Genomic DNA, 18596 nt, shown 5'->3' on the forward strand with positions numbered 1-18596 from the left:
AAACTGACATCTTGCACTATTCTTTGTGGAACAGGCATCTTGCCTGTTCTTGAGGATGATGCAAGATGTCAAGTCGAACAAATTCCGACAAACAAATTCTGCCTTCTGCCGAATGCCTTCAGGAGATTCTACCGGTGCGCCTGTTTACTACCATTGCAGCACTTCGCTGCTACTTAAATTCACAAAAATCTACTGCACCTCATTTGACAGTCGGTTTGGTGCCGACGATGGGAGCTTTGCACGCAGGGCATCTCAGCTTGATCCAGCGGGCAAAGCAAGAAAATGCGATCGCCCTGGTCAGCATTTTTGTCAACCCGCTGCAATTTGGGCCGACAGAGGATTTTCAAGATTATCCTCGGAATATCGAGCAAGACCGGCTGTTGTGCGAACAAGTTGGGGTTGATGCCATATTTGCTCCCTCAGCAAAGGAAATGTTCGGCAACCAAGCGCTCGATTCCTTACGGGATAGCTTCGCCGCGCGTACAGAAACAGAGCAAACCGCCCAAAAACAGATAGAGATTCACCTTTCATCCTTAACTCAAGTAGTGCCGCCACCGGCGATGACATCGGTTTTGTGCGGCAAAGCAAGGCCAGGTCATTTTCAGGGCGTCGCGGCAATTGTTACTAAACTTTTGAGTTTGGTGCAGCCGACAAAAGCTTATTTCGGTCAAAAAGACGCCCAGCAGCTAGCAATTATTCGGAAGCTGGTCTTGGATTTTAACTTGCCTGTAGAGATAGTCGCTTGTCCGATCGTCCGCGAAGAGTCGGGACTGGCAATGAGTTCTCGCAATCAGTATTTAACAGTAGAGCAAAAACAGCAAGCCTCCGTACTCTACCGCGCGCTGCAACAAGCCTCGAAAACTTTTTCTTCAGGCGACCGCACCGCAGCAGCCGCACTCGCTGCCGCCCACGCAGCAGTCGCAGGAGAGCCCGCAGTCAAGCTCGAATACGCCGAAATCGTCGATCCCGACACTCTGACGCCGTTGCAGGTTGTGGAAACAGCGGGACTTTTAGCCGTGGCCGCCAGAGTTGGCTCTACTCGTTTGATTGACAATATAATTCTCAGGAATCGCCGGCCCATTGTGGCGATCGACGGCCCGGCGGGAGCTGGCAAATCTACCGTAACTCGCCTTGCAGCAACAGCTTTGAACTTGTTTTATCTGGATACCGGCGCGATGTATCGGGCGCTGACTTGGCTGGCATTGAAAACAGAAACACCGATTTCCGACGAATGCGCGATCGCCGAATTAATCAGTTCCAGTTATTTGGAATACAACCTCGATCCCGCATCAAAGATGTTGAAGATTAATGGTGAAGACGTAACCGAGGCAATTCGCAGTTTGGAAGTGACATCCCGCGTCTCGGAAATGGCGGCAATTCCCGCCGTGCGACAGTTTCTGCTGGAGGAACAGCGGCGGTGCGGCACAAAAGGCGGGATTATAGCAGAAGGCCGCGATATCGGCACTAACGTGTTTCCTGATGCAGAACTGAAGATTTTTTTGACGGCTTCTGTACAAGAGCGATCGCGCAGGCGGCTGTTAGAACTTAAAGATAGCGATCGGGCTAATACTAGCTTGGCGCAATTGGAACAAGACATCGCCCTGCGGGACGAAAAAGACAGCACCCGCGAGGTTGCACCTTTGCGTAAAGCGGCTGATGCTGTGGAAATTCAAACAGACAATCTGACTGTTGCCGAAGTTATCGATCAGATTGTCGGCTTGTACAACGAGAGAATCGGCCTTAAAAGTTAATTTTACGACGCTGGGGGCGCGCGATCGCCCTCATATCAAATGCGGTTAACCTCACATCTTGCACTATTCTCAAGAACAGGCAAGATGCCTGTTCCACAAAGACTAGATTTTCTTGTGGAACAGGCATCTTGCCTGTTCCTAAAAAGCTTATTGACAATAGTGCAACATCTGACGTTAAACCAACTTGCAGTGTCAGGTAGGGACGTGGGGCGATGCGGGCTGACTCCCTCACAATATCGTGCCATGAATCCGATTTGAGCGCCGTCCCCCTGGCTGGGGAAAAACTTCAACCATCCCGCGTTTTCATGGGTTAGGGGATTTCTGGCATACAAATCTTAAATTTTTTTATCCGGATGGACTTCCCCACGATCGGTTATTTCCAGTAGCATTTTTACGGACTGTCCAATTTAAGATTATCCTCTTAAGTGGATTAACTTGATATCAACATAAAATCTCAAATTAACTGTATAACGTGTGAAGGAGAGAATAACGTGACAAAATTGAAACTGCTGTGGAGGCGGCGAAAAACTTTAATCATTGCTTTTATGGCAGCAACAGGAAGTTTTCTGCTGGGTGTGACATGGCCCATTAACTTGCGGGCCAGTCAGCCATTGCAACCGATTCAGGCGCAAGTCTTGGCCGTATCCCAGTCGCAAGAACAACCGCCGATGTCCAATATTAATAAGTTCTCCGAGGCGATCGCCCATCGAGTTGACTTTTCCCAAAATGCTCTAACCCAATTGCAGGCAATCCGATTTCAATCAGCCGTACCGTCGCAGTTTCAAGGTACAACCATTCGTCACGCGAAACTCGACTCCCAGCACAAGGCGATCGCCCTGACATTTGACGACGGCCCCTGGCCAAAAACAACTACACAAATCCTAGATATTCTCAAGGAAAATAATATTAAGGCTACATTCTTCTGGGTAGGAAAATACCTGCAAAATTCTCCCGAAATTGGCAAACAGGTCGCAGAAGCCGGTCACGCGATCGGCAATCACAGTTGGAGCCATGAATACCTTCAGTATAACGAAGACGGTGCTGCTCGCGAGATCGATCGCACTTCATCCTTAATTGAGGACTTGACCGGCATCCAAACATCGATGTTCCGGCCGCCCGGAGGCATTTTAAACAATGGATTGACAGCTTACGCTCAAAAGAAAAATTATGCAGTTGTGATTTGGTCTGCTGATTCTTTTGATTGGCGCACTCTTACGGAGTCTTTAATCGAGAACGTGATGAGGCAGGCAAATTCCGGCGGCATTGTGCTGATGCACGACGGTGGCGGCAATCGAGCAAGAACTGTCAAAGCTTTGCCGGATATTATTGCTCGATTGAGAAAGGAAGGGTACAGTTTCGTAACAGTTCCCGAGTTATTGCAGATGCAAGAACAAGAGTCTAAACAGCAGACAACAGCACAAAAATAAAAATTTGAAAAAGTGGGAGATTACACCATTTTTCCATTTTTTTGTAAGGAGTTAGATGGATTTTTCATAACTATATCGCGCAGGTGAAGGTTAATCGCAGTTATAAAATTAATACAGAGACGGCTGTGGTCATCGCTACTCCCGCCATCGCGTACACCAAACCGCGCCGATATTCATGCCGGACGGTATGATCACGTTCGAGGGCAAGGTAATCTTCGGGGCTAAACCCAGACGGGATGGCCATAGCGTTAGAGGCAAAATCGATACCTTAACTGTAGCCATATTACCAATTTAGGCTGGAATCTAATGGCAAATTTTGCAACTGAGAATTCACCCAATTAGCCGCCGCCAAACCCGATCGCAAAGCACCCTCTATTTGACCTTCCCCGCACAAATCCCCCGCACAAACCAGCGGCAAATTCCCCCCAGCAGGCAAACAAGAAACAGGCAAAGGATTTCGACAAAAAGCATAGCGCCAGCGGTGAACCTGCAACCATTCCGGCTCTTTCAGCCAAGGGATTAAATATTCAGAAGTGCGATCGAGCAATTCATGACCGACAGTATCCAAATCAGCAGCTTCTAAATAGCGTTCTGCAAAATTTGCGCTGCTGTGAACCACAAACACCGCTTGCTGGGACTCAAGCCGCTTGCTGCTATCTAAACCAACCCAAGCTAAATCAGAATTATCGGGAAAAGAAACAGATTTCCACTGGGGATTTAGATTACTTAAATCTTGTTGTTTTGTCGCAGAATAGCCAGCCATAACCGTAATGCAAGGGTCGTACTCCACAGAGCGCAATTTGTCAATAAAATCAGATTTTAAACCAATTTCATAATTCAAAAACATTAAAGCTTGAGGAGCAGGAATTGCCACAACCACAGCCTTAGCAATCAATTCTTGAGGTGTCTCTAAATTGCTGTCAGTGACTTCTAGGGAAAGATGCCACATTTGGTTATCTGTAGTAGAAATAGCTTGTAGGCGGCGGCCAAACCAAATCTCTAAATCCTGGGCCAAATACTTACCGATAGCATTCATACCTGCAGGTGCGACATAACAACAACGAGGAATAGTAGAAAGTTTTCCCTGTCTGAATTCCCAGACTGTATCAGTCCAGAGTGTGAGGATGTGGCGATCGACCAAAGCCTCAATTAACCCCTGCACCGCATCCCCCTGCGGTTCCAGATATCGCGCCCCGTGATCGGCCCTAGTACCCTGTACGCGGCGGGTAGCAACACGCCCCCCCGCGCCCCGAGATTTCTCAACAACAGCCACAGAATAACCAGCTTGACGCAACCGTTGAGCGCAACTGAGCCCCGCCATACCCGCACCAATCACCGCAACATCGAACATAATTGGACTTTCAGATACATTACTTACCGGACTTTTTCTAGGAAATAAGCCTTAAGCTGATTTCTTAACTTGCAGTTAATTTGCGATAGCAACGAGCGGTGATTAAATGAGGGTGAAAAACCTCCATATAATTAGACTGAAGTTTACTAAAAAATGTGTTCATCTCTTGCTTATCTTCTAAATGAAAAGGAAATTCTTGATTAAAACCTTTAAAGAAATACCAGTTAAGGATAATCTTCCCTGACGGAGCCAGCATTTGGTGAAAATCCATCAGTTGCTGACTGGGATTGACTAAATGTTCCATCACATCTAAACAAATAATCGTATCGAAAACCTCTGTGGGAGATACTTCCAGACTACAAGAAATTTTCTCACTCAATCCTAACTTAGCAGCTCGGCTTTGAACAAAATTGCAATTTATGGGGTTAAGATCGCAATAGACTACTTGTTCTACTTGAGGACAAAGAGCTGCTGCAATAGCATGAGTGCCAATACCGCCGCCAAAATCTAAAACTCGACCGACAGCCATATCTGATATTAATGTTAAAGTACCTCCTATGTAATCCTGATTGGACATATGCCAAGCTCCGAGGTCAAATAGGTAAGCTTGTCCGACTCCCTCGCGATAAAACTCGCTAGCTTTTTCCCAATCAAAATCCCGATGACCTATTTCTTTTAGGGATTGTTGACCGAGTGCCAACTCTTGTTCAATTGTTTCTAAATCTAAGTTTAAAAAATCCTGTAGATGCTGCTTGAGATTGAAAGTATCTTGCCAATATCCCTGCAAAAAAGACGGTGCGACAGAAGAAGACATCATTTACTTTTTTCTAAAAAACCCAAACTTATTATAGGATTAACTGACATTTTTGAACAGAACTACACTAAATTATTTTTCTTTTGTTTATAGCGAATAAAATAGTGGGGGTTCAGGGCGACGGTTTGACTCCTCAAGCTGCGGGGTTGCAGACGTACCGAGGGTTTCCGGGTTTGCGGTTAGGCATCTAAATTGTATTTTTAGGGCGGGCGGGACACCCCAAACTTGACTCTAAAATTTAGATGCGCGTCCGCTTATCAATGTAGCTGCTGAGGTTATGGCTTCTAGCAGTCGGATATTTTGTGCAAAGCCTGTCGATCGTCCTGCGCCAGGTAGTAGAATAAGGGACAGCACGAATCCATGATTAAGACAAAATAAAAAAAGCCACTGTAGGTAAATACTAAATCCCACTGGTTGTCAATCAGCAGCAATCTAAAATCTAAAATCTAAAATCTAAAATCGAATACGGGAGGGCAAAATTTTGGACGAACTCAGAGTAGCACTCGAATTGACAACAGAAGAAGAATTGCAGCAACTAACAGAACTTCTGTTCAGCCGCAAGTTTAACCCTTTAGATTATGTGCAAACCCCCGCACCGATAGATGTACAAAGTCGCGATCGCGAAGCATGGATCGACGCCGTAGAACAGCGGTTTCGCTATCTTGCAGCGGACGGGTTGACGGTACTCCGAGGGCGAAGCCAACAAGTAACTTACAGACAAGCACTAATTCAAGTTTGTCGCTATCTCAAAATCCCTTATCCCAGACAGTTGTCAACCACCGACTTAGAGGCAGAAGTATTTCTGCACTTAATGGGTCGCGCGTGGAAGCGTTTACCAGCAGACGAACAGCAAGCGCTGACACTGCGCGTACAGCGAGCGATCGTTGATTCTAAACTCTCAGAACCCCTGCCAATTTCTGCTGAAAAAGACCCGCTGGGTTTACTGTTCAAAGGCGGCAGCGCTTTAGCTGTTAGTTCCATCTTAAAACCAATGCTGCTCAAACTAATGGCAAATCAATTTGCGCTGCATTTTGCCACCTATCAAATGGCAAAACAAGGAGTGCTTGCAGGCACTGCAACTGCCGCAACCCAGTTTCAAAATTATGTCGCAATTCAGACGGCGCGGCGTGGTATGGCGGTGAGTGCGGCTCGTTACGGTGCAACGCGGAGTGTATTTTCGTTGGTTGGCCCGGTGATGTGGACTTGGTTTTTAGCGGATTTGGGTTGGCGATCGATTTCCACGAACTACGGTCGCATTATCCCGACTATTTTTGCCCTAGCTCAAATTCGATTAACGCGATCGGAATGCGTTTGGGAACTAGCTTAACGATGGTAAATTGTAGATTTTAGATTTGAGATTGGGAGTGTGGGTGAATATCAAAAATCGCTTGAAATTAGCTGCCAAACAGACAGCCGAAAATCTCAAGTCTCGTCTCCAAAAACATCCAGATCCCCACCTGCAAATCCCTTGGAATTTCGCCCAAGTGGGGATGCTGATTTTTCCCTTAATTCCGATTTTGGGAGCTTTAGGTTTATTCCTGGCATTGGCCGGCACTTGCAAACAAAAGTTCCGTCAAATTAGTCGCCGCCCGTTGAATCGAGGATTCGCAATTCTGAGCGCGCTGCTAGTCATCACAGCCGTTTTTGCCCACAACCGCATCGAGGCTTTTATAGGGTTGTACAATTTCTTGCCGTTTTTTATATTGTTTGCCGCTTTCAGCAGTTTAATTCAAACTTCTGCTCAATTATGGCAATTGTCTTGGATGATTGTAATTAGTTCAATTCCAGTGATAATTTTAGGTCTGGGACAGCAATTTTTAGGCTGGAACGGCATCGATCAATTGCAGCCTGTTTTTGGCTGGGTACTGGCATCCCAAGGCAATCCCCCCGGCCGTATGGCTTCTGTATTTATGTACGCTAATATTTTAGCTTGCTATCTGACAATTGCTTTTATTTTAGCACTGGGACTGTGGATGTCAGAAGTCAGAAGTCAGTTGTCAGTTGGCAGTTGTCAGTTGGCAGTTGTCAGTCATCACCGCTTACCAATACCCAATGCCCAATGCCCAATGCCCAATTCCCAATTCCTATTTTTAAGTTTGGCAGTGATCGGAAATGCTGTTGCTTTGATTTTTACTAATTCTCGCAATGCTTGGGGACTGGCAGTTTTGGCAGTTTTGGCTTTTGCACTTTATGCAGGTTATAAAAAATTATTAGCTGCGGTTTTGAGTGTGGCTAGCACAGTTTTTTTGTCTGCCTTTGGCCCGGAGCCTTTACGGCAGTATTTGCAAAGAATTATCCCGGCTTTTTTCTGGGCGAGACTCACCGACGAGATGTTCCCAAATAGACCGACAGCTACTTTAAGAAAAACTCAGTGGGAATTTGCTTGGTCGATGACTCAGCAGCGTCCTTGGACTGGTTGGGGATTGCGAAATTTTACGCCTCTCTATCAAGCTCAGATGCAAGAATGGCTCGGTCATCCTCACAGTTTGATACTGATGTTGACTGCGGAAACGGGAATACCCGCAACGCTTTTTTTGTTTAGTTTAGTTGGTTGGGTTTTGGCTAGAGGTGTTTTGGTGCTAGCGAATTTGCCGCTTTTTTCTGGGGATATTAAACACGAGCAAATAACAACACAGGAACAAGCGGAAAATGCTTTAGTGATCAATCAACAGTCTATAATTATTAGCAAAAATCAGGTAGTTTGTCAAGATGTAAGAGCAACCGATCGCCTAATTTTTTTCAGTTATTTATTAGCCTTCGCCGCCTGTACGCTTTTTAACACTGTAGATGTGACGCTGTTTGATTTTCGAGTCAATACTACAAGCTGGTTGCTGTTAGCCGCAATTTGCGGAGTCAGCCAGAGGGAATAGGCGATCGGGCATCGGGCATCGGGCATCGGGCATCGGGCATCGGGCATTGGAGTTTGAGTCTGGAAGGTTATTGATAACAAATAACAAATAACCAATAACAACTGCTAACAGCTAACAGTCAACAGTCAACTGTCAACTGTCAACTGCCAACTGGCAACTGAATTCTTTTATTCTACCGTCACAGACTTAGCCAAATTACGTGGCTGATCCACATCCAAACCCCGACGGGCTGCAATGTGATAAGCCAACAATTGCAGCGGAATCACTGTCACAATCGGTGACAACAATTCATCCACCAAAGGCACCGGCAAAATGTGGTCAAAAATATCGGCTTCCGCCGCACCTTGCTTGGGTGTAACGCCAATTAAACGGGCGTCACGCGCCTTCGCTTCCTGAGCGTTGGAAAGCACCTTTTCGTAGACGCTTCCGGGCATGGCGATCGCCACTACAGGCACTTTCGCATCCAAAAGGGCGATCGGGCCGTGTTTCATCTCTCCCGCCGGATATCCTTCGGCGTGAATGTAGCTAATTTCCTTCAGTTTCAGCGCCCCTTCCAAAGCAATCGGAAAGTTAATTCCCCTTCCCAAAAATATAAAATCTTGGGTGTCTGTAAACTGGTGGGACAATTCCTCCACATACTGTTCTTGAATCTCCAAAAACTTCTCAATTTCTGCGGGTAACTGGCGCAAACCCGTAATAATTTCTGCCAATCTCTCCGTGCTGATTGTTTGCCGCTGGTGCGCCAAATCCAAAGCTAAGAAATAGAAGGCCATCAACTGAGTGACAAAAGTTTTAGTGGCAGCAACGCCGATTTCTATACCAGCGTGGGTGTTGATTACCTGTGGCATCATGTGGGCGATAGAACTTTCAGTCCTGTTAGTAATGCCTAACATTCTCGCCCGGAATTTATCAGTAAAACCCGCGCGGCGCTGCTGTTCCATCCCCAAAGCAGCCAGCGTGTCCGCCGTTTCTCCCGACTGAGTTACCCCAATAGTTAAAGTATTTGCTGTCAGCGGTGCCGGTGCGTAGCGGTACTCAGAAGCGTACTGCACCGCAGTCGGAATATTAGCTAATTGTTCCAACAAATATTTGCCAATTAGCGAGGCGTGCCAGCTCGTTCCGCAGGCGAGAATTGAAATTTGCTCGACATCAGCGCAAAGTTCCTTGGGCAAGTTGAGATTGATAGGAGAACGCTGATTTCCTGGCTGCCAATCGCTGTCTAAGTAAGCCTCCAAACACGCTCTGACTACGGCGGGCTGCTCGTAAATCTCCTTGTGCATGAAGTGTTTGAAGCCTTGCTTTTCGACTAAAACAGGACTCCAACCAAGGATGCGCGGGCTTTTTTTCAGCCTTTCTCCTGCAAAGCTGTAAACTTCGACTCCCATCGAAGTTAGCCTTGCCAATTCGCCATTTTCCAAGGACAAAACAGTGCGGGTGTGAGATACTAAGGCGGGCGTGTCGGAAGCACAGAAAAATTCGCCAGCACCAAAGCCAATCACCAAAGGAGCTTGCTGTCTGGCGACAATAATTTCCTCTGGAAAATCTGCACAAATAACGGCGATTGCAAAAGCTCCTTCTAATTTATTTACCGCCTTTAAAACCGTTTCCAAGAACGATAAATCAGCAATTTTCTCTGTTTTTTTATTTTTTTGTTCTTCTTTCTCCCTTCTTGCTTCTTTCAGGAATTCAGCTATTAAATGAGGAATAACTTCTGTATCGGTATCGGAGACAAATTTATGTCCCTTTGCTTTCAATTCTTCCCGCAACTCGCGATAATTTTCGACAATTCCATTTTGAACTACCGCAATTCGCCCGCTATTATCTAGGTGAGGGTGAGCGTTATATTCCTCTGGTTTGCCGTGAGTTGCCCAGCGGGTGTGTCCGATGCCGATGGGAGCCAGAGAGTCTATCTCTGCTAACTTTTCCCGGAGGTTGTGCAATTTGCCCTTGGCTCGGATGCAGGTAATTTCTCCTTCGGAGATGGTAGCGAGGCCCGCTGAATCGTAGCCCCGGTATTCTAGTTTCTCTAATCCTGCTAGCAAAATCTCGCTTGCTGCTTGCGTGCCGATATAGCCAACGATTCCGCACATTTAACGTACTACTCCTGCTTAGCGATCGCAATAAAACTCAAGTTTTATCATTTTTACCTTCTTCCGGCCCCAGAATGCAGATTCCGCGACAAAAAAGAGGGGGCAATTTAATCGCCCCCTCTTTTGTACCCGTAATTCGATCGGTGTGTCGATCGATATTTAGTAGGCTAGACCCATACTGCGAGTAGTTTCTGCTCCCAGGTAAACCCGGATGCTCAGAAAATCGGTGGGGCAAGCAGTTTCGCACCGCTTGCAGCCTACACAGTCTTCGGTGCGGGGAGATGAGGCAATCTGAGCTGCTTTGCAGCCATCCCAGGGCACCATCTCCAAAACGTCAGTCGGACAAGCGCGGACGCATTGAGTGCAGCCGATGCAAGTATCGTAAATTTTGACTGAATGAGACATTGAATAAAGGCTCCCAACGAGTCACTAAAAATTTGCTGCCTCTGCGAGTGAACAGATTTGACGGCGAAGTGCCACCGCTATAGCCTGCACAGAGAATTAAAGGTTAGTCTACCGCAGTGCCTGGAAGCACTTCGCGAAAAAGCGACAAAACTTCACAGTTATTCACGCGGAGAGTCTTATGGAACCCTTTTGGGCTCTCTGTCATTCGCCAACCGTTTGAGCATCAGCCTGATTAAATACAAATTGAGTTTGGCATTAGGATTGGTGAGAGTGGGCCCAAAGTTCTTGACCAAACTGCGATGATTTTATGCGGGTGATACCCCTTACCCTTGCAGAATGGTAATCTTCGGAATATTGACGGGCCCGATTGTGAAAATAATCGAGGTTGTGACTCAACATTTCAATCAAGCCATAGTCATCGGACACCCTGGCTTTTGTGGAATGGATAAAAAACGGCAAGCTGAATAGTATCAACGGCTAGATATGGTTTGATGCCATTGGTGCATTTGTAATCACAAAATCTTTAAGACTCTACCCTCGCAAATTCACGTATTTTTCATCGCTACACGGAGCTATTAGAGGAATTCTAGCCGTTTGTTAATCAATTTTACGCTGTGAGGTAATGAAGGGAGAGCGGGGAGCCAAGAAGAAACCCACAAGACTAGCGAAGAGAATCGGTGTAAAAGTGCTAAATCCTGTCAATTTGGCGAGTAGCAGAGTTGTACTAATTGGAGTTCGAGTAACTGTTGAATTCAGAGCAGCCATTACACAAATCATTGCCAAAGTCTCGTTGGATGCGGGATTAATGATAGCGATTGCCTTTCCTAAACAGGCTCCTATAAAAAACAGTGGGATGATAATACCTCCCCGCCAGCCTCCATTTACAGTCGTACTAATGGCAAACACTTTAGCAATAACTAAAGTTAAGAGAAATCCCAAAGAAAAATTTCCCTCAACAATTTTTTCAATTTGATGTTCACCAAAGAAACGAGTGAGCGGAAATAAAGCTGACAAAACACCAAGTCCTAGCCCAGCTAAAGTAGTACGCACATAGATTGGACTGGGTATCGAATCAAACAAGCGACCTACACTGCGAAATACAGCGATAAAAAGCCACCCCATGATCGCACCTACGATTCCATAAGCAATCGCTGCGGCAAAGTCATAAAGGCTGTCCACATTGTATTGAGGAAAATGCCAGGTAGGACTAATTCCTAGCTGGGTAATTGCTACAAAGATGGTGTAACTTGCACAACTTGCCACGACTGCAGGCAATATTGCTTCAAAATACTCCACAACATTCTGATGATGCAGAATTTCTAAAGCAAAAAAAGTACCACCCAATGGAGCCCCGAACAAAACTGTAAAACCAGATGCCATGCCAGCAATACTCAAAGTTCGTAGTGCCTCTCCGCTCAATTGAAAGCGATCGGCTAACCACGTACCAATTGAACCCGTGACTTGCACCATTGGTGCTTCTGGACCAGCACTGCCTCCACTTGCAATACTGATGAGCGACGACAGAATCATCGAAGGATTCTCGTTCATTGGTAACCGCCCACCATTGAGATGAATATTGTCAATAATCAACCCTATTTCGCCAGGATTTCCCAGCCAATGAATGAGCAAACCGATGAGTAAACCCGCAAGCGGCATGATGATTAGTAGAGAATGTCCACTAAAATATTCAAATCCCAACATTATGTAAGACAAAAATATCCAATAAATTGCACCAAACAAACCACAAATGATTCCTAGCATTGCCCATAGGAATACCGAACGTGTGAGATTTACTGGGTTTCGTTTCATTGCTGATCCCTTATCCATAACTAGGCAGTTAGGAAGTCTTAAAAAACTATTTTGTGTAATTGTATACAACTTCTGTTTCTATTGTCTGCATATTAACCTACCAACCACCACACTTGCTTTGGAGTGTAGATCCGGGCTATGGAATGCGAAGAGAGCAATCGCAGTCTAACAAGGACTGGCAACGGAACTGAGGCATAGGTTATCAGTGGTGTAGCCACCTTGCAACGCCGTTCGCTGAAGCCCTCGCCGTTAGACCGATTCTTCTATTGGTGGTGTCAATAGCTTAAAGAACCATTTGGGCTCTCTGATGACGAGCTAAGATCAGAAATAAATGGCATTGTCGCGCAACTTAACCGACAAAGAGTGATCACTCCGCAGCGCCATTGCTGCCCCACCAGAAGAAGACTAGACCACCTCTGGGAGCAAAACGACAAATTGTGGACGGTATCTTATATCAACTCAAGAGTGTATGAGCGCGAGCGATCGTCCCGCTAGCACTCGGCTATAATTCCGCTCTAACCGGATTTGTATCCGCTCAATAATTCGGGGCGGACTACCCACTCAGGAACGATTTTGCGTCATTTGATGTGCATTGTTGAGCGATTTACCCCGGATTATTGAGCGGATACCCGGATTTGATGTGAGAAAAAACTAAAGTCTTTACTACCAACCTGGATTTAACACGAGAAAGGACTAAAGCCCTTACGACAAACCCGCGCCAATCGATCGACTAAAAGCCTAATTTTTCTAACACGGGCTTAGTTGACACGATATGTCGATCGAGTCCTAGTTTTTTCGGCTCCACACCCAAAGCCAAAGCCACCAATTGCGACAAATGCAACACGGGCAAACCCAACTTGCGCCCTATTACTTTTTCCACCTCCGGCTGTCGCGAATCCAAATTCAAGTGACAAAGCGGACAAGGCGTTACCATACAATCAGCGCCATTGTCAAGAGCATCTTGAATATGTTTGCCTGCCATCTGAAAAGATTGGTTAGTGGCATAACTCGCCAAGGGCCAGCCGCAGCACTGCGTCCGCCCTCGATAGTAAACCGGAGTTGCCCCGATCGCCCGAAACACATTTTCCATCGATTCCGGTTGGTGCGGGTCATCGTAAAGCAGCTTATCCTGAGCTCGCAGCAGATAGCACCCGTAAAAAGACGCGCACTTCAAACCCGAAAGCTTGCGGGTGACTCGCTTCTGCACCTCCTCTAGGCCGTAATCTGCAACGATCGCCCACAACAGATGTTTCACCTCGGTACTGCCTTGATAAGGCGAACAGCCTTGTTTTTCCAGTAAACCGTTGACTTTTTCTATGTAGTTAGGATCGGTTTTCTGGCAATCCTTGAGGCGATCGTCCACATGACCGATTACCCCTTGACAAGTGCTGCAATGCGTCAGCAAAGGCAAATTCAGTTCCTCGGCTAAAGCAATATTGCGGGCGTTGACAGTATCTTCGAGTAACTGCGAATCTTCCTTGAAAGTGCCAGAACCGCAGCAGGAAGCTTTTTTGAGTTCCACCAGTTCAATCCCCAACGCTTGAGTGAGCGCCATTGTAGACAGGTAAAGTTCGCGGGCCGCCCCTTGGGCAACGCAACCGGGAAAATAAGCATATTTCAGATTTTGGGATGGCATAATCGTTTCTGCTGGGGACACAAGGTTCGGGAAAAGAAACTTGAGCGATCGAAGTCGGGAGGCTTCCTGCTTAGTTTTCCCTCTTTATAATTAACCGATCACCGCCTAGCTAAGAGCCAATTGTCAGCTTTTCTCAAGCATTTTGAGTTGATGACTGACGCACCATCGACCAAAAATCCGCTTCCTCAACGTTATCAGGTGGCTAAACGAGATGATTGATTTTGGGCTATTGGGTTTTTTTGCCTGAGTCCTAGAGTTGCTGCGATCGTCCGTGTCCCAATTGTCCCTGGCCCGTGTCACTTAGAAAAGCGGCCAGCCTTTGTCCTGCAGATCCCCCTTTCGGATAAGATTAGATACGCAGCAACCAATGAGGACACGATGTTATGAGCCAAGACGACATTTTTGCTAGAGTCCAGAAAATTGTGAAAGAGCAACTGGAAGTCGAGCTGAGCGAAGTCAAGCCGGAAGCCAACTTTGCTAATGATTTAGGAGCAGATTCCTTAGATACAGTAGAGCTGGTAATGGCCTTGGAAGAAGAGTTTGATATTGAAATTCCCGACGAAGCAGCCGAAGGAATTACTACGGTTCAAGCTTGTGTAGATTACATCAGCAGCCAACTTGCAGCTCCAAAAGCATAAAATACCTGTCTTTTCCCCTAAGAGGAGAGAAGTTATAAAACTGGAAACTCCTCTTTAGTTCTGCGTTCTGGGTGTTTAATTTTTTGAAACTGAAATCATGACAAATTTAGAGCGTAAGCGCGTTGTTATCACGGGTCTAGGCGCGATTACACCGATCGGCAATACCTTGTCCGAATATTGGGACGGGTTGCTTGCCGGGAAGAATGGTATAGGCCCGATCACCTTATTCGACCCGTCGCGGCACGACTGCCGCTTTGCCGCAGAGGTGAAGGGTTACGACCCACACGACTATTTAGAGCGCAAGGAAGCAAAGCGGATGGATCGCTTTGCTCAATTTGGGGTGTCAGCGAGCAAACAAGCTGTTGCTGATGCAAAGTTGGAGATTAATGACCTGAACGCAGAACAGGTGGGTGTCATTCTTGGCACTGGCATTGGTGGCTTAAAGGTTTTGGAAGATCAGCAAGAGATCTATCTGACTCGCGGCCCAGATCGGTGCAGCCCGTTTATGATTCCCATGATGATTGCGAATATGGCCGCGGGCCTGACGGCGATTCAAACGGGTGCTAAGGGGCCAAACTCTTGCACGGTGACGGCCTGCGCTGCCGGGTCAAATGCCGTGGGCGATGCGTTTCGCTTAGTTCAGGCGGGTTACGCCCAAGCCATGATTTGTGGCGGTACAGAAGCTGCGGTGACACCTTTGTGCGTGGCGGGTTTTGCTGCGGCGAGGGCGCTTTCGACTCGCAATGATGACCCGACTCATGCTTGCCGTCCGTTCGATCGCGATCGTGATGGTTTTGTCGTCGGCGAAGGTGCTGGCATTCTAATTCTAGAAGAAATGGAACACGCTCTGGCGCGTGGCGCGAAGATTTACGCAGAAATCGTCGGCTACGGTTTAACTTGCGATGCCTATCACATGACTTCTCCGGTACCGGGGGGAGAGGGTGCGTCGCGGGCAATGGCTTTAGCGCTCAAGGATGGGGGTTTGACGCCGGATATGGTGAGCTATATCAACGCTCACGGCACAAGCACGCTTCCCAACGATTCTACGGAAACGAAAGCGATTAAAAAGACTTTGGGAGACCATGCTTACAAAGTAGCAATTAGTTCTACCAAGTCAATGACCGGCCATCTTTTGGGCGGTTCTGGGGGAATTGAGGCGGTGGCGACGGTAATGTCGATCGCCAATGACAAAATCCCGCCAACAATTAATCTGGAAAATCCCGATCCTGAGTGCGATTTGGACTATGTTCCTCATACAAGTCGCGATCTAAAAGTTGATGTGGCGCTGTCGAATTCTTTTGGATTTGGCGGCCACAACGTCACACTGGCATTCAAGAAGTTTGTTCGGTAACGGCTAATCCAAAATCGAGAGTTAAAAGGTGAAAAATTAATTTTTCACCTTTTAATTTTTAGATAAATTTTAGATTTGGCGATCGGCTATTAGCTGTAGGTGCAAATTTTAAATTATTGTAGGGTAGGCATCTTGCCTACCCTAACTTTCTGAAGTATAACCGGAGCGATCGTATGAATCAACCAATTATTCGATTTTTGACAACAAAGAATTATAAAAATCTGCACTTAGATCCATCTGTAAATTTAAACAACCTTAATATATTTATCGGCTCAAACGGTTCAGGCAAAAGCAATTTCATCAGTTGTTTAAAATTTTTAAAAGATTGCCTAATAGCTATTCCTGACGCAAATCGGGACGTGAGTAGTTTTGAGGATGCTATTTCTAAAATTGGTGGTGGTAGAATTTTAGATGTCAATGTTGAAAGTCCAGCCAAGGTCAGTATAGCTTGTTGTTTTTCGCAAATTAACCACACTGGTAATCTTCAAAAAGACAGCGCAATTCTTGATTTCAAACTTTATACCGATAGACAAAAAGTAAGGGCGAGCATCTCTGAAGAATATCTATATGGCGGAGAAGATTTGCAGGAAACTTCCAGCAGGCAACCTTTCTATTACTATAAATTGCATAACAGAGAATTAGGGCAAGGAGTTTTATCTGTTTACAAGTCTCTCGGTCAAGAGCCAACTCAGTTTGAACCTTTAGATAACATTCCTACCAATTCCTTTGGTTTATTGACAATTCCGACACTGCTTGAAAATAGTCTATTACCACCAGAAACTACACCTATTTACAAAATTAGAAGAGAATTAATTGAATTTATTTCAAAATGGCAATTTTATAATGCCAATAACATGAATTTGAATTCAATTAGAACCGCCGAACCTAAAATAGGTGGAAGTGATATTTACTTATCTGCATCGGGAGATAATCTGCCTTTAGTATTGTACAATTTAAACCAAAAATCTATCAATTTTGAAGATAGCATTAACGAGGCAATGAAGTCCATCCTGCCAAAAACTCGTCGCCTTAGAGCTTTACCTTCTGGTCGCCTATCTCTCACTGTAGAATGGTATTTTGAAGGTATTGATGATGAAGCATTCTACCTAAATGAAATGTCGGATGGAACTGTCAGGATGCTTTGTTGGGCAACTATATTACATTCTCCACTTCTTCCTTCTTTGATAGTCATTGATGAACCTGAATTAGGATTGCACGTCTCGTGGATGCCAATTTTAGCTGAGTGGATTAAAAAAGCTGCCACCAGAACTCAGATAATTATTACCACGCATAGTCCCGACCTTTTAGATCACTTTACCGATCGTTTAGAGAATGTTCTTTGTTTTTATCCCGAAAACAGAACGTATTTCTCAGTCAAATCTCTTTCAAAAGAACTGCTGAAGCCAAAACTTGAAGAGGGATGGCAATTGGGCGACTTATACCGTGTTGGTGATCCAAGTATTGGAGGATGGCCGTGGTAGTGTGGGTTTTCTCTGGTGGCGGTGAGGCTGAGGTTAGAGGATTCTTTCCTTTTTTAGAAAAAACTTTTCCGGGCTGTAGATTTGAACGAAAAACACCAGTTCGCCAAAAACCCGGCCCTAAAGCTAATAGAGCAGGTAGTTATGGAAGAACAGGTCAAAGCTTAATCGAGCAAATAAAGCAAGAATTACCGATCGCCTTAAAAGCGGAAGCAAATAAATGCGACTTGATTTTAGTTTTTGACGATTTGGATTGCCGCGATTCTCAGACACAAAAATCAAAAATATTGGCAGAGTTATCAAAAATACCCGAATGTGCTGACATCGAAAAATTTGTTGGGTTTGCCGCGCCGGAAATCGAAGCTTGGATTATTGCTGATTGGAATAATTCAATAGCTAAACATTCAGATTTTCGTCGAGGCAAAAGACATGAACGGATGCGTTGGTGGCTAAGTACACAAAGAAAAGTTTCTTTTGAGAATCCAGAAGCATTTAGTGAATACGATGCTGAAAAAGATTGCTGTCGAGAAAAAATATCAGAATATTTAATTGAGTCAAGTGTTCAAGATGAACTCGATCGCGATAAAGCACGCTTTTCTAAAGGAAATCATACTCCTTTGCTATTGAGGGAAATCGATCCAAATGAAGTCCAGAAAAAATGTCCCTTATTTCGCGAACTTTATAACTATCTCAATAATTTTTGTCGTTGTCCATAAAGGGTCAGATAAAAATTTATTTAGGTAAACTGTAAGCCAACTTTTGCCAAGCATTAGTAGTGCTAAATTAGATTTTCCCCAAACAAAAAGCGCCCCTATTTCTAGGAGCGCTTTTTGTTAATCTCAAGTTAAAAATTAACCGTTTATAGAAGGAGCAACCAAAGCTACGGGAGTTGTTTCACCAGCAGCCAAATCAAGCGGGAAGTTGTGAGCATTGCGCTCGTGCATTACTTCCATACCCAAGTTAGCGCGGTTGATCA

17 protein-coding genes are annotated in these 18596 nt (G+C 45.6%); 8 read left to right on the forward strand and 9 right to left on the reverse strand.

Annotation, left to right across the window (positions count from 1 at the left end; all coding sequences use genetic code 11):
* Positions 1-134: 134 nt before the first annotated feature.
* The gene (locus QUA03_RS18230) at positions 135-1751 is read left to right on the forward strand and encodes a bifunctional pantoate--beta-alanine ligase/(d)CMP kinase (RefSeq protein ID WP_333213722.1); all 1617 of its coding nucleotides are present in this window, start codon (positions 135-137) and stop codon (positions 1749-1751) included.
* Here QUA03_RS18230 and QUA03_RS18235 read toward each other — a convergent pair.
* A complete protein-coding gene (locus QUA03_RS18235; protein WP_333213698.1) occupies positions 1741-1878 on the reverse strand; it encodes a hypothetical protein in 138 nt (45 codons plus the stop codon). The two genes, QUA03_RS18230 and QUA03_RS18235, sit on opposite strands and share 11 nt — an antisense overlap.
* 364 nt (positions 1879-2242) lie before the next feature.
* Here QUA03_RS18235 and QUA03_RS18240 point away from each other — a divergent pair, with 364 nt between their 5' ends.
* Positions 2243-3178, forward strand: coding sequence for a polysaccharide deacetylase family protein (locus tag QUA03_RS18240; RefSeq protein ID WP_333213700.1), 936 nt, complete (start codon positions 2243-2245; stop codon positions 3176-3178).
* 100 nt (positions 3179-3278) lie between these two features.
* Here the strand turns inward: QUA03_RS18240 and QUA03_RS18245 are convergent, their stop codons facing one another.
* From QUA03_RS18245 to QUA03_RS18255, 3 genes are all read right to left on the reverse strand, one after another.
* On the reverse strand, positions 3279-3422 hold the full coding sequence (locus QUA03_RS18245) for a hypothetical protein (RefSeq protein WP_333167512.1): 144 nt from the start codon (positions 3420-3422) through the stop codon (positions 3279-3281).
* Positions 3423-3461: 39 nt separating this feature from the next.
* Positions 3462-4529 carry an FAD-dependent oxidoreductase gene (locus tag QUA03_RS18250; RefSeq protein ID WP_333213702.1) on the reverse strand — a complete coding sequence of 356 codons (1068 nt, stop codon included), beginning with the start codon at positions 4527-4529 and terminating at the stop codon, positions 3462-3464.
* A gap of 64 nt (positions 4530-4593) precedes the next feature.
* Entirely contained in the window at positions 4594-5346 is a 753-nt protein-coding gene (locus QUA03_RS18255; protein WP_333213704.1) for a methyltransferase domain-containing protein, read from the reverse strand.
* Positions 5347-5824: 478 nt separating this feature from the next.
* Here QUA03_RS18255 and QUA03_RS18260 point away from each other — a divergent pair, with 478 nt between their 5' ends.
* On the forward strand, positions 5825-6670 hold the full coding sequence (locus QUA03_RS18260) for a YaaW family protein (RefSeq protein ID WP_333213706.1): 846 nt from the start codon (positions 5825-5827) through the stop codon (positions 6668-6670).
* 43 nt (positions 6671-6713) lie between these two features.
* Complete coding sequence (locus QUA03_RS18265; protein ID WP_333213708.1) at positions 6714-8213, forward strand: O-antigen ligase family protein; 1500 nt, start codon at positions 6714-6716, stop codon at positions 8211-8213.
* A 167-nt stretch (positions 8214-8380) separates the two neighbouring features.
* Here the strand turns inward: QUA03_RS18265 and glmS are convergent, their stop codons facing one another.
* From glmS to QUA03_RS18285, 4 genes are all read right to left on the reverse strand, one after another.
* A complete protein-coding gene (gene glmS, locus QUA03_RS18270; RefSeq protein ID WP_333213710.1) occupies positions 8381-10303 on the reverse strand; it encodes a glutamine--fructose-6-phosphate transaminase (isomerizing) in 1923 nt (640 codons plus the stop codon).
* Positions 10304-10462: 159 nt separating this feature from the next.
* Positions 10463-10708, reverse strand: coding sequence for a photosystem I iron-sulfur center protein PsaC (psaC, locus tag QUA03_RS18275; RefSeq protein WP_015175986.1), 246 nt, complete (start codon positions 10706-10708; stop codon positions 10463-10465).
* 597 nt (positions 10709-11305) lie between these two features.
* Entirely contained in the window at positions 11306-12517 is a 1212-nt protein-coding gene (locus tag QUA03_RS18280) for a chloride channel protein (RefSeq protein WP_333213712.1), read from the reverse strand.
* 730 nt (positions 12518-13247) lie between these two features.
* Positions 13248-14153: a CoB--CoM heterodisulfide reductase iron-sulfur subunit B family protein gene (locus tag QUA03_RS18285; RefSeq protein ID WP_333213714.1), complete on the reverse strand. Its 906-nt coding sequence runs from the start codon at positions 14151-14153 to the stop codon at positions 13248-13250.
* A 383-nt stretch (positions 14154-14536) separates the two neighbouring features.
* On the opposite strand from QUA03_RS18285, the gene acpP reads away from it, so the two are divergent.
* The 4 genes from acpP to QUA03_RS18305 all read left to right on the forward strand — a co-directional run bounded on the left by acpP (position 14537) and on the right by QUA03_RS18305 (position 18336).
* On the forward strand, positions 14537-14791 hold the full coding sequence (gene acpP, locus QUA03_RS18290) for an acyl carrier protein (RefSeq protein WP_333082619.1): 255 nt from the start codon (positions 14537-14539) through the stop codon (positions 14789-14791).
* Between the two features lie 97 nt (positions 14792-14888).
* Positions 14889-16142, forward strand: coding sequence for a beta-ketoacyl-ACP synthase II (gene fabF, locus QUA03_RS18295; RefSeq protein WP_333213717.1), 1254 nt, complete (start codon positions 14889-14891; stop codon positions 16140-16142).
* Positions 16143-16315: 173 nt separating this feature from the next.
* Positions 16316-17623, forward strand: a complete 1308-nt coding sequence (locus QUA03_RS18300; protein ID WP_333213718.1) for an AAA family ATPase — start codon at positions 16316-16318, stop codon at positions 17621-17623.
* The gene (locus QUA03_RS18305; RefSeq protein ID WP_333213720.1) at positions 17611-18336 is read left to right on the forward strand and encodes a DUF4276 family protein; all 726 of its coding nucleotides are present in this window, start codon (positions 17611-17613) and stop codon (positions 18334-18336) included. Before QUA03_RS18300 ends, QUA03_RS18305 begins: the two co-directional genes overlap by 13 nt.
* A gap of 135 nt (positions 18337-18471) precedes the next feature.
* On the opposite strand, the gene QUA03_RS18310 is transcribed toward QUA03_RS18305, so the two are convergent.
* On the reverse strand, positions 18472-18596 hold a 125-nt coding region (locus tag QUA03_RS18310; protein WP_333041841.1), incomplete at its 5' end, for a photosystem II protein D1.

The sequence above is a fragment of the Microcoleus sp. S36b_A4 genome, assembly GCF_036700645.1.
Taxonomy (GTDB): domain Bacteria; phylum Cyanobacteriota; class Cyanobacteriia; order Cyanobacteriales; family Microcoleaceae; genus Microcoleus.